Source organism: Pantoea sp. SGAir0180, assembly GCF_043546245.1.
Genome location: NZ_CP028071.1, coordinates 2,076,710 through 2,089,298 on the forward strand (window position 1 = coordinate 2,076,710; position 12,589 = coordinate 2,089,298).

9 protein-coding genes and 2 pseudogenes are annotated in these 12,589 nt (G+C 52.3%); 4 read left to right on the forward strand and 7 right to left on the reverse strand.

All coding sequences use genetic code 11. The features are described 5' to 3' along the window. Nucleotides 1-5: 5 nt before the first annotated feature. Together C1N58_RS09680 and C1N58_RS09685 are read right to left on the reverse strand one after the other, a co-directional pair. A complete protein-coding gene (locus tag C1N58_RS09680; protein ID WP_394549601.1) occupies nt 6-278 on the reverse strand; it encodes a hypothetical protein in 273 nt (90 codons plus the stop codon). Between the two features lie 777 nt (nt 279-1,055). After that, nucleotides 1,056-2,708: a methyl-accepting chemotaxis protein gene (locus C1N58_RS09685; RefSeq protein ID WP_394551154.1), complete on the reverse strand. Its 1,653-nt coding sequence runs from the start codon at nt 2,706-2,708 to the stop codon at nt 1,056-1,058. A gap of 269 nt (nt 2,709-2,977) precedes the next feature. Between C1N58_RS09685 and C1N58_RS09690 the strand changes: the two are divergent. After that, nucleotides 2,978-3,115, forward strand: a pseudogene (locus C1N58_RS09690) (IS3 family transposase); the annotation flags it as partial. Nucleotides 3,116-3,370: 255 nt separating this feature from the next. On the opposite strand, the pseudogene C1N58_RS09695 reads toward C1N58_RS09690, so the two are convergent. Next, nucleotides 3,371-5,023: pseudogene (locus C1N58_RS09695) on the reverse strand (methyl-accepting chemotaxis protein). A gap of 630 nt (nt 5,024-5,653) precedes the next feature. Further along, nucleotides 5,654-6,226 carry a TetR/AcrR family transcriptional regulator gene (locus C1N58_RS09700; protein ID WP_394564838.1) on the reverse strand — a complete coding sequence of 191 codons (573 nt, stop codon included), beginning with the start codon at nt 6,224-6,226 and terminating at the stop codon, nt 5,654-5,656. A 127-nt stretch (nt 6,227-6,353) separates the two neighbouring features. On the opposite strand from C1N58_RS09700, the gene C1N58_RS09705 reads away from it, so the two are divergent. Next, entirely contained in the window at nt 6,354-7,763 is a 1,410-nt protein-coding gene (locus tag C1N58_RS09705; protein ID WP_054634116.1) for an amidase, read from the forward strand. Between the two features lie 108 nt (nt 7,764-7,871). Here C1N58_RS09705 and C1N58_RS09710 read toward each other — a convergent pair whose 3' ends face one another. Further along, nucleotides 7,872-8,276: a nuclear transport factor 2 family protein gene (locus C1N58_RS09710; RefSeq protein ID WP_054634117.1), complete on the reverse strand. Its 405-nt coding sequence runs from the start codon at nt 8,274-8,276 to the stop codon at nt 7,872-7,874. A 912-nt stretch (nt 8,277-9,188) separates the two neighbouring features. Between C1N58_RS09710 and C1N58_RS09715 the strand changes: the two genes are divergently transcribed. Both C1N58_RS09715 and C1N58_RS09720 read left to right on the forward strand, forming a co-directional pair. Further along, nucleotides 9,189-9,902 (forward strand): bacteriorhodopsin, encoded by a 714-nt coding sequence (locus C1N58_RS09715; RefSeq protein ID WP_054634118.1) that lies wholly within the window; start codon nt 9,189-9,191, stop codon nt 9,900-9,902. Beyond that, nucleotides 9,899-10,720 carry a Brp/Blh family beta-carotene 15,15'-dioxygenase gene (locus tag C1N58_RS09720; RefSeq protein ID WP_394564839.1) on the forward strand — a complete coding sequence of 274 codons (822 nt, stop codon included), beginning with the start codon at nt 9,899-9,901 and terminating at the stop codon, nt 10,718-10,720. Before C1N58_RS09715 ends, C1N58_RS09720 begins: the two co-directional genes overlap by 4 nt. 272 nt (nt 10,721-10,992) lie before the next feature. Here C1N58_RS09720 and ycgZ read toward each other — a convergent pair whose 3' ends face one another. Then, entirely contained in the window at nt 10,993-11,244 is a 252-nt protein-coding gene (ycgZ, locus tag C1N58_RS09725) for a regulatory protein YcgZ (RefSeq protein ID WP_155489659.1), read from the reverse strand. Between the two features lie 341 nt (nt 11,245-11,585). Beyond that, complete coding sequence (locus C1N58_RS09730) at nt 11,586-12,425, reverse strand: MBL fold metallo-hydrolase (protein ID WP_394564840.1); 840 nt, start codon at nt 12,423-12,425, stop codon at nt 11,586-11,588. Nucleotides 12,426-12,589: the final 164 nt, after the last annotated feature.

Sequence of the window (12,589 nt, forward strand, 5' to 3'; positions counted from 1 at the left end):
ATGCGTTATGCGTTGTCATCGTCAGTACAACCCAGACCTGAAGAAGGATCATTACAACCTGGGTTAATTTCCAGATGGTGATGCCACGCAGCCAGTTTAACCGCGCTTTCACTGGTCGAGACATCGGTTTTTTGAGCAGACGTATCTTTGACTGAATCGAGCCCAGGCATCGCGCGGGAAGGCAGCTCTTTTGCAAACGTAGCGCCCTGCAGGCCAGCCAGTAAGACTGCGGCTAACGCTGCGGTTTTAACGGCAGATTTCATGACAGATACAGGCATAACGATTCCTCTCAGCTAAAGTAAACAGAATGCTGATGGCTCTGACAGCGCTCAGCGAATCCAGAAACATCATCATAAAACCTTCAGAAACACAGTAGGCACGCTCTCAGCGTCAGGCTCCGATGCGCCTCTGTTATTCAAGAATGCTTATATGTCAGTTTGATAATACGGGTTATTAAAGACAGTAAGAATATGTTGCTAACGGGTAGCAATCAAATGGTGATAGTGATCAGGCACATCAACTCAGGGCCAGGATTAAAAGCGCTCTCATAAAGGCTTTGTGCTTTCGATAAGGTGAGTTCTTCTCTTTAAGATGAGCATCACTATCCCCTTTGAACCGGGTTTAATTCAGATAAGTCCTGCCCTTTGTGCATTCACCTGTGTGAGTCCGCACGACGTCAGAAGCGAACGTTTAAAATATATTTTGCTTCGCCGGGCAACAACCCCGTATCAGATCTGAATCCTGTTCTCCCAGTTACTCCTTAAAAAAGGAAAGGATTATGTCTCTATTGCAGAATCACCGTGATCTGCCCCCTAAGAATTGATACACCATCAGTCAGTAATGTCGGTTGGTTTTTCTTGATATTTCCCGTTTCGCCAGTCCGCTGGAAATTCAGACAGCAGAACTACAGTATCGTCATAATTCGACGTCCGCTTATCGCTCAAAGCGGACACTGTCTGATGAAGACCAGAAACTTGTTTCATAAACCAACACTGACGAGACTTACTGCAGGATTTTTACGTCGTACCGCGCCAGTCAGCAGCGCGGTACTCCGATCAGAAATGCTTCCAGCCTTCGTCCCTGTTCGTTACGCCAGTGCCTGTTTCCGGCGTACTGAATTTCTGCCCTACGGGTTCATAAGCCGCATTAACAGAAGACCTAATGACCTGATTACCCAGACTGAAAACGGATACGGCCTGGAGAAGCCGTTCGGCCTGATCTTTAAGGCTCGCAGCCGCTGAGGCAGATTCCTCGACCAGCGAGGCATTCTGTTGCGTGGTGCTGTCCATCTCCGTTACCGCAATGCCTACCTGTTCAATACCACGGGCCTGTTCGGCGCTTGAGGAGGTGATTTCCTCCACGGTGTCAGTCAGCTTTCCGACCGCAGAGAGGATGCCTGACATTGTTTCAGAAGCGTGTAACACCAGTTTGTTACCTTCTTCGACGCTGTGCGCATTTGCCTCAATAAGCTGACGTATTTCACCGGCAGCTGTTGCGCTGCGCTGCGCCAGAGACCTGACCTCACTGGCCACCACGGCAAAACCCCGGCCGTGTTCACCCGCCCTTGCTGCCTCAACCGCGGCGTTGAGCGCAAGGATATTCGTCTGGAATGCGATTCCGTCAATCACGGCGGTAATCTCGGCAATACGGCCGGAGCTTTCGCTGATGGTCTTCATGGTCCCGGTAATAGCGCCGGTGGCATCACTGCCTTTATTTGCCACATCGCGTACGCCCACTGCCAGTTGTCCCGCCTGCCGTGCGTTTTCCGCATTGTTCCTGACGGTCATACCCAGCTGCGTCATGGTTGCCGCTGTCTGCTCCAGCGCACTGGCCTGCTCTTCAGTTCGTTGTGAGAGGTCAGCGTTCCCCTGCGCAATCTGGTTGCTGGCCGATGCAACACTTTCCGCATTGCTTCTTACCTGGCTGACGGTGTTAATCAGCGAATCCTGCATGTCACGAATGGCTGACAGCAGTACCCCTGTCTCATCTTTATGACCAGCATGCACCGCGCCACTCAGGTCACCCAGGGCCACGCGGCGTGCAGCCTGAACAGCCTCCGTAAGCGGCCGCGTGATACTCCGGGTAATGAACAGTGCGGATATGGCAGCGAGCAGTACTGCAACAATACCTGCGGTAATGAGTATCATCAGTGCTGACGAACGGTCTGCGCGCGCCTGTGCAGCAGCGGTAATCATCCGCGCTTCCTGGTGGTCCTGCAGTTGTTTCAGGGAGGCCATGAATTCCCCCTGGCTCTGATAGCGCGGACCGAAAAGCAGCTGCGTGGCTTCGTCGTTCTTACCGTTTTTCGCGAGGGCCACAACTTCATCAAGGAAAGGTAAAAAGAGGTCTGCCCGGTCCGTGAGACGCTTAAAGATTTCCAGCCCTGTGGGTGAGCTCACCTGTTTCCGGAGCAGCTCGAGCAGGCTGTCAAGCTCATGCCTTTCGCTGCGGTAGTCGCTGATGGCTTTCTCTCTCTGAGACTCGTCCCTGAGGAGAATTGCATTGCGGGCGAGGCGACTCATGTCTGATGTGAGATAGCGCAGAGACTGGGAGGCGGAGGACTTACTGTAAAGGCTGCCTGAAATTTCATCGTTCGCACTGCCGAGCGAGTTAATCTTAAGGACGCCAATCAGCACCATGATAATCACAAGTAATGCCATAAAGCCGAAGGCCGCACTGAGTCTTATACCTATTTTTATATTATTCATAAAGGTTCCCTGATGTAGGGTATCAGCACTGATGTATTGAGGCGTCAGTGCTGATACAGAAGCTCTCCTGCGCTGCAGAAGGACGATGTAGCACATTTCCGCTTTTTATATGACGGAATTATTACTATCGGCAGCGATTAAAGAATGTTCATTCTGACTGTACCAGACCTGAAATCCGGGGAAAGCCCATGGCTGTTTCTGAGCCAGCGTTAAACCGGGCTGAGCAGCGAAAGGAAAGGCGGTAAGCACTACTTTTCAGTCTTAAAGGCAGGAAGAGAATATACAAAACCCGGGATCTGGCCCGGGCGGATATCTTCGATTACATTGAAGTGTTCTACAACCGGGCCCGGCGCCACAGCCACCTCGGCGGCGTCAGTCCGGAGGCCTTTGAACAGGCCTCGTCGTGAGGACAGAATTTGTCTACAGGTGTGGGGTCAGTCCATGCCCGCATTTCAGTTTTTGCAGATTTTCCTGATGAACATGTCCGCTTTGTGCCAGAAGCAGACTAAGCTGGTATCTGAGTGCATTAATCACTTGTAATTTAGTCTGGTTAACACCTTTATGCCTCCGACATTTCTCCGGCGAGCCGGAGAAATTTAACTATTTTATCGGAAACATTCAGTCTTAAATGCATAACGTCAGCAGCAGGCGTTGTGCACCGATCAGAAATGCGTCCAGCTTCCGTCTTCGTCTTCTGCGCGGTTTTTTACAGTTGCGGTTTTAAAACCCGGCCTTACAACCGTGGCGGGCACACGATCAACGGAAGGCTCAGAAGGGCCACTCAGACTGAACACAGACACAGCCTGCAGAAGCCGTTCCGCCTGCTCCCTGAGGCTTGATGCAGCGGAGGCCGACTCTTCAACCAGTGCAGCATTCTGCTGTGTCGTCGTGTCCATCTCCGTAACGGCAATGCCTACCTGCTCAATCCCGCGGGCCTGTTCGGCACTGGCGGAGTTGATTTCTTCAACAGTGTCCGTGAGCTTACCTACGGCGGAGAGAATTCCTGACATCGTTTCAGACGCGTGAATCACCAGTGCATTACCCTGTCCCACAGTGTCAGCATTGGCTGCAATCAGCTGCCGAATCTCACCCGCAGCCGAAGCGCTTCTCTGTGCCAGCGACCTGACTTAGCTTGCCACGACAGCAAATCCCCGTCCGTGCTCGCCGGCACGGGCCGCTTCCACGGCGGCGTTGAGCGCAAGGATATTCGTCTGGAATGCGATTCCGTCAATCACGGCAGTAATCTCGGCAATACGGCCGGAGCTTTCGCTGATGGATTTCATGGTGCCGGTAATGGCCGTGGTGGCCTCGCTGCCTTTATTTGCAACATCCCGAACGCTTACTGCAAGCTGGCCTGCCTGACGGGCATTATCTGCGTTATTCTTCACCGTCACGCCGAGCTGCGTCATGGTTGCTGATGTTTGTTCAAGGGCGCTGGCCTGCTCCTCGGTACGCTGTGACAGGTCTGAGTTACCCTGGGCAATCTGGGTACTGGCGGATGCCACACTTTCTGCATTGCTTCTCACGAGGCTGACCGTGTTAATCAGCGAGGCCTGCATGTCACTGATGGCAGACAGCAGTATGCCCGTTTCGTCTTTACGGTCTGCACTGACGCTACCAGTCAGGTCACCGCGGGCCACCCGGCGGGCGGCCTCAACGGCCACACTGAGCGGCCGCGTGATACTCCGGGTGATAACCCAAGCGGATATCGCGGCCAGTAACAGCGCAACCAAACCGGCAACAACCAGCATCATCAGTGCACCAGAACGGTCGGCGCGAGCCTGCGCAGCGGCAGAGCTCATTCGGGTCTCCTGGAAGGTCTGCATCTCTTTCAGCGACGCCATAAAGTCTCCCTGAGTCTGGTAACGGGGGCCAAACAGGAGTTGGGTGGCATCATCGCTTTTTCCCTGTTGGGCAAGTGCCACAACCTCATCAATGAAAGGCAGAAAAAGTTCTGCACGGGCTTTGAGCCGGATAAAGATTTCGTTTCCCTGGGGGGTGTTCACCTACGTGCCGATAAGGCTGATTAACCTGTCAACCTCGCGTCTTTCGTCGCGGTAATCGCTTATAGCTTTTTCCCTTTTTGGAGCGTCTTTAAGGAGAATCGCATTACGCGCAAGCCGGCTCATGTCTGATGTGTAGTAACGGATTGACAGAGAAGTGGAGGCTTTGGTGTAAAGACTCCCTGATATGTCATCGTTGGCATTCCCGAGAGCGTTAATTTTTATGATGCCGATGAGCACCATAAACATGACAAGGAGAGCCATAAAGCCGAAGGTGATACCGAGACGAACTCCGATTCTTATGTTATTCATATTTATTCCTAGGTTAGGGCGTCAGCATTAATGCATGGCGCTGACGAAAAAGACTTCCACTGAGGGGAAGATGAGCAATGTGTACGGAGCCGCATAATTTGTTTGCGGTATATGTTTTATCGGCAATTTTCAAAAAAGGTTCATGAAGCAAGGTGCAGATCAGATGAGAGCATCAAGGAAGGAATCCACTCATTGAGAAGGGTAAGCACGGGGTTGTGCAGTACAATATAAGCCTTCTGAAGAAGGATATTTCCAAAAGAATAAAACAGGCCGCTCAGATCCAACCCTCAATTTATTGGGGGCAAGTTCCGCGTTCCCGGAAATGAATTACCTGAGGAGAGAAGCCTCATTTTTGGCGATGAGCTCTAAATTTCTGGCCGTTGATCGGATATCCTGAATGTCCGCAGATCGCTCATGGCGGATTTAAGCTCCATGTCAGTCCGCTCTTTACCAGAAGCGAATGTCAACAACCTCACGTTCTCGCTAATTAACACGCTACAACCGACTGGCGTCCCAGGCCTTCATCGCGAAGGTTACCGCAACATTCAGTTCCTCGTCTGTTGCCCCATCACATGCTTCGGTTGACAGACCTGCCCGCCGTCCATCCGGTGCTGTGCACTCTCTCAGAACTCAGCACCGGGCGGCGGGTAAAAGACCAGCCAGCCTGTATCCTTCAATGAGTTCATCAAAAAGCTGAATAGTGTTTCGACTTCTGGCCATCAGCTGCGCGCCGGCGATGGCAGAAAAAATCGCACCGGCACGGATTCTGCTGTCTTCTAACGATGTAATCCCCGCTTCCAGAAGCTGTGTTTCCAGCCAGTCGATGTTGACGTCCGCAAACTTTTGCACCTCAAGCTTGACCGGTTCTGGCAAGTCATCGTACTCAGCCGACATAAAACTTCCCATACAGAGCCGGTTACCACTTTCCAGCGAACGGCGAAATATCTGCGGATAGCGGCCCAGGCTGTTTATCGCATCGCCCTCCGTTTCCCGTAATGCCGCCAGGTCTCGTGCCGTGTCCTCCCAGTAACGCTGGGCCACTGCCGTGCCCAGTTCAGCCTTACTGGGAAAATGATAATAAATACTGGCTGCTTTAATCCCCACCTCGTCGGCCAGTCCACGAATATTTAATCCTGTATAACCATGCGCCTGTGCCGCCAGCCTGGCGGCGTTGAGGATCTCGTCGCGTGATGTTTTGCTCATTGCCCTGCTCCTCCGGAAACCTGAAAAACAATTCTAACATTTGTTAGGTAGGTATTGACAGTGCGATTTTTCGCGCCCACAATTCAACTACCAATCGTTAGGTAGTTTTTTTCAACGAGGATTAATCATGAGCAAAGACATTTATTATTCCGACGCAACTCATCTGGCCAGCCTGATCCGCAACCGCGATATTTCGCCGGTTGAAGTGATGCAGGCACATCTTGATCGCATTGCTACCACGAATCCGGACGTTAACGCTGTCGTCACGCTGGCAGATGACGCTCTGAAACAGGCGGCCATCGCTGAAGCCGCCGTGATGAAGGGAGAGAAACTTGGCCCTCTTCATGGTGTTCCCTTCACCGTAAAGGATTCCATTGATACGGCTGGTGTACTGACCCAGCGTGGTTCGCCCATTTTTGAAGGCCGACTTCCTGATGAAGACGCGACCAGCGTGGCACGGCTTAAAAAAGCAGGCGGTATCCTGCTGGCTAAGACGAACCTGCCGGAATTTTCATACTGGATCGAGAGCGATAATCTGCTGTCCGGCCGGTCAAATAATCCCTGGGACCTGACCCGGACGCCCGGCGGCTCCAGCGGCGGTGAATCTGCCGCGATTGCCGCAGGAATGTCTCCGCTGGGACTGGGAACAGATCTGGCCATTTCTGTACGAGGACCCGCCGCCCAGACCGGCATCACGTCGATGAAAGCCACGCACGGCAGTGTGCCGATGACGGGCATCTGGCCGCGCGCGCCCCGCCGCTTCTGGCATGTTGGTCCAATGGCCCGCTCAGTTCGCGATATTGCGCTGGCCTTCTCTCAGCTTTCCGGACCGGACGGTCATGATGCATTCTCAAGCACCGCGCGAGTCCATGCTAACGGGCTACCGCCGGTAGCATCACGTTCGCTGCGTATTGGCTGGATGACCGGTCCGGGTTTTGGCCCGGTAGACCCGGAAGTGGCCGCCGTGGTGAAGACGGCCGCGGAAGCGTTAAAAGCCCCTGGCGTTGAGGTTGAACATGTCGGCATCCCTGCTCTGGAACAGGACTTTGCGCTGGACGTGTTTAACCGCCTTCACGTTATGGAGATGAAGCCTGCCTTTGCGGCGGCAACGGCAGGTCGCCACCCTGATGAACTCTACAAAATGGCAAAAACCATGCTGTCTCTGCCAGATAGCTCGATGACGGATTTTATTGATGCGGAGCAGGCCGCCGAAAGGTTACGGGATGGCTTTGCAGCATACTTTTCACGTTACGATGCGCTTATCACGCATGTCCTCCCCATTACGGCGCATAAACATGGCGTAGACAGATTTGTGATTGACGGTCAGGACGTTGACGCCACTTATCTGCAGGGTGCGACGGTGCCGCTGAATATCACCGGCCTGCCTGGCGTCGCGCTGCCGTTCGGTAAGAGCCGTGACGGATTACCGATCAACGTACAGATTGTCGGCAAATGGCACGATGAGCATGTCATTCTTCACATTGCTTCCCTACTGGAAGCCGTAAGCCCGATGAAAGGCGCACATCCGTCACTGTAAAAGCAAGAAGCCCCGCCAATGCCGCGGGGCTTCTTGCTTTCGTTTTACCCGCCTTGTACATGCGGATTGCGCCGCACAGCGCTCATTGTCCTGGCTGAGGCTTCCCACTCACAGACAGGCTTCGGACACGGCATAGCTGTCCTCAAACATGCGGAAACGCGTAATAAGTCCCTGTTCGATGTACATATCAAGGACAAACTCAGTCTCAATTAACTTACCGGTTTTTTTGACACGCGTGGCAAGTTCCCCCGTAGCAACAACATGGTTACCATTGATAAGCATATCGTTAAGATCGAATTTTTCGGACGTCGTCTGCTCCCGGATTTGTGCGTAGAATTCTGCCACACCCGTTCTGCCACATTTGCGCCCAATCCAGGGAACCACCTGCGTATTACCAGCGATGAACCAGTCTACCTTTTCACTGACCAGTTCCGCGATCTCGCTTACCGACTCTGAGGTGGCGATACGATGAAAGAAGGTTTCGACTACAGCCTGAGGTGTTGGCGTCGTCATAAAGTGTCACTCCCGTTAACTGAAGCCCAGGCCCTCAAGATTAATTTAGTGTTCCGGCAAGCGGCTTATCTGCAGATGCGGTTATATGGTGCAGGTCAAAACTCGGGTTACTGACGTGATCGTGTTTCGAAGAGCATGTTGCATAACGCGGGCGGTTTCCCCTTTAACTCGTCACTTGAGATAATGTCGCGATCATTAACGCGGTTTTATTCAGGCAAAATGAAGACGAACCGCTTTCCAGACCTGTTCGCTTTGTTCTGAAAAAAACATTTAGTCATGCCGGGCGAGTTATTCTGGATAATCCCTCCACAGGGTAACGCCGCATAATCGCTTTTACCGCTCTCTCTGAGATGAAATGCAGCTTATTGTAATAGTGAGCTGACTGACTTAACAGCAATGTAATGCCAGCGTATTCCGTCACAGAGAAAGGGGATTGCGTCAGCCATATAGTCACTAACAGTGATTATACGAGAAGCTCTTTAATAGCGGCAGGTTAACGCCCTCTGAAAATCTTATCCCGCGCTTAGTACACCATTCTATTTTCTCTAGCGAAAAATATAATTCTGTTCCTTTCGGGTTATTTATCCTCCTTTTCCCCAAAATCACAAATTACAAATAACCCCTTAATAATAAAGGCAAAAAACACCTGGAAATCTTTTATTGATGGACGCAAACTGTTAAAAGTGAAAACCGGTGAAACAGCTCTTTACATTTCTCGCCTGGCCAGTGCCGAATATAAAAGCATTTATTCACCCTGTTTCTCCAGCCATTTTTGAAATACGCTTCAGTCACTCGCGCTTTGAACAGGGTGCCATATACTTCAGGCATATTCTCATTCGGAATATAAAACTCATTTCAATTTATGGCAGCGCAAACGGCCCTGTAAAGTCGTCTGTGCAAGGAGACAGTATTATGGATCAAACCGCATTTTTGATCGGGTTTTCGGTCATGGCAATTGCGTCACTGGCGATTTATGCCACCGGCAAAAAAACCTTCCCCTTCCGACATCATACGTTAATGCATGCCTCGGTCCCTTTTATTGCTGCCACCGCTTATCTGGCCATGGCCTTTGGTTTCGGAAATCTGGCCACAGAGAGTGGCAGCATCGTTTATCTGGCCCGCTACGCAGACTGGTCCGTCACCACGCCTGTTTTACTGGCAGGGCTTGTTATGGTTGCCTTTCACGAGCAGAGTAAACCGGGTGAAATGGGCGGCTTTTTAACAGCCATCATCATTCTGGATGTGATGATGATTATCACCGGTCTGGTCTCTTCGCTGGCGGCAACGTTCGCCGCAAAATGGGTCTGGTATCTCTGGTCATGTGCTGCGTTTCTTGGCGTGGTTTACCTCCTGTGGGGGCCGCTGCGGACGATTGCCGCGGAGCGCGGCAGGGCGATAGCGGACGCTTACAACAAAAACGTCGCATTACTGACGGTGGTCTGGTTCATCTACCCTATCGTTTTCCTTGTCGGTCCGGAAGGGTTAAAAATCATCACCGATCCTGCGTCCGTATGGGCATTCCTGGTTCTTGATATCATCGCCAAGGTGTTTTACGCCTTTTACGCTGCATCCAGTCTTGAAAAAGCGCTGCGCCATACCACATTTGATGGTGCTGTGCGGGTATGACTCTGCGGCAGAGTGCCGGCTGGACAGGACTTTGGGGGGCAGCGCTGGCTGCCTCTTTCAGTCCGCTGTCCGTGCAGTTAATATTTGCCATTGTCGCAATAGGTGTTATTGGCATGGCACACGGTGCCAGCGATCTGGCCGTAGTAAAACGCGGGCGTAAGTTGCCGTTCCTGGCTGCTTACGGCGTGATCATCCTGCTTTGCCTGTTCTGGTGGCACTGCTCGCCGGCACTGGCATTACCCGGTTTCTTGCTGGCATCTGCGCTGCATTTTGCCCTTGAGGATGCGCCAAAGGGAAGGATGACAGAACGCCTGGCCAGAGGCGTCAGCATGATAGCGACGCCCGCCCTCTTCCACCTGCAAGAATACAACATCATTCTTCACCAGGCAGGACTGGCACCCGCTCTGCTCGGTTCTGTGACGTTATGCATGGCGATTGCGGGCGCACTTTGTGCCATTAGCCTGATGATCACCGGCTTGAGGCGTCACGATGTGCGGCTCATTACCGGGACGCTGGCGTTACTGCTCCTTCCCCCTTTTGTCGGCTTTTCCATGGGTTTTTTAATTTTGCATGCCCTGCCACAAACCCGGTTACGTCGTATTCAGTTGGGTTATACGCATTACACCGGCTACCTTTATGCGACCTGGCCGGTGCTGGCAGCGGCCATTCTGCTGGCGGTCGCGACAACCTGTATGATGTATCCCTCCAGTGACGCAGACATAAAATCGCTGTTTGCTGCGCTCGCTTCACTCGCTATTCCCCATATGCTGATTACCCCTTACTTCGAGCCGGGTAACAGTGAATTACGTCAGAAGTAACAGGAACGCTTCGTCGGACGCAGAAGGTTAACTGTGGCGTCAGCATGTAGATGCCTGACTTTCAGGCATGATAATCAGCGCGGCCCTTTCTGACGTTACCCACCGCACACGTTGCAACGTTCCCCTGAACATCCCCTGACCCCGGCGCTGAGCGCGTGCGTAATAATGGCGTAAGGTTATGCCGCCGGAATCATGCAGCGGCAAAAGGGGTGAACGTCAGGGAAACGAGGGGAAAGACGAGTATCGGGATTCAGCCTGGCAGTCGTGGGGGATCAGTTCCCGGATTTACGACCGAACAAAAGACCCAGGAGTTCACGGTAGTGCTGCTCTTCTTCTGCACTTCCTGCCAGCTCCAGGCGGCGGACAAGTTTGCTGCATATGGCCGTGCGGTTCAGGCTTTTTCCTGCGCGAAGAATTTCTGACGCGATGCTCCCCAGCGTTTCCTGCTGAGTGGGCAGTGACGCACTGTCGAAGTAGCGGGCAATGGCGCTCATGGCGTCGGATTTGGACGAGTTTTTGTACAATGTTGGCTCTGGGAAAATGTTTAATGGGTTTACTATTACTTGTGGGTAAAGTTATAGACTTGATGGTCCGCTGTACAGGTGTATTTTGGGAAACGCTCGTTTTCTTTTGCAAAACGTGCTTTTACTATTATTCTGAGGATGATGATGAGAGTCTGGCAGACTTTCGGCCCTGACCCAGGCTGATTCAGTGGCATAACAAACGCCATGGCCGCATCCCTGTACAGGTGCTGCTTTCCGTGACAGAGATGAAATGAGAGCGGTAAAGGCACGCTAAGCGAAGGGGATTTTGCGCCATTATTCCCGGTCACTGTGCTGAAAACGTCGAAGGAGATCGGCAAAGATTAACCCATTTCCGCATCAGGATTCAGGGCCCGCAATTGTTTTGCATCGTGGCTGCAAAAGAAGGTAATTTCCTGATGATAGTGACTTAACACCGCACGAAGCTGCCGTTGCGTATCCCGTCTGGTTTTATTATCCATTGCCATCATCCACTGATAGAAACGTAGCCCTGGCGTACAGTGGGGTTTATGCAGTGCCATTTCTTCCCGATAGAACCAGGCGTCCCCGCCATGAAGCAGCCATCCTTCCGCCCCGCGAACTGCAATGCCTGCATGCCCTTGTGTATGACCGGGCAGTGGCACAAGCAGAATATCAGCGGGAAGCCCTGTCAGAGATGTTACGGCATCGAAGCCGTACCACCGCTCTCCCTGAACCTGATAGCCCGTCCAGCCGGAAACGCCTGTCCATTGCCCCGGTCGATAGCGCTCACGGGCCAGCCAGCTGTGCCGTTGCTGTGACGTATCGATTTCGGTTTGCAGCAGATGTATCTGCGCACCAGGAAAATCAGTGAGCCCGCCTGCATGGTCAAAATCGAGATGAGTAAGAACGATGTGACGGACATCTATAGCGTCAAACCCCAGCGCCTCAATGCGAGAACGTGCGGTAAGATCTTCACGTCGTTGAATATTGTTCAGCAGTCGAAAAAAGCCAGAAAGGCGTTTTTCTGGCTGGCGCATATCCTCCCGTCCAAAACCGGTATCAACCAGTACAAGGCCGTGCCGGTCTGTTTCTATCAGCAGACAATGGCACACCAGATGCGCATACAGACCTTTACTGAAACCGTCAAACAGCGCTCCACCTACGGGGCACATACATCCACAGTTGAGATGATGAATTTTCATAAATTATCCAGTTTTAAGGTGTAGTCAGGCATTCTGACGACCCCTATCTGTAGGCCTGCTTGCTTAAGGACCTAACGCAGGAAGCAGAATGGCTGAATATTTTTTGTCGCTTCCCTGATGATTGACGCGTCAGAGGCAAAAGCAGAACTGGCGAAAAGCCGCCC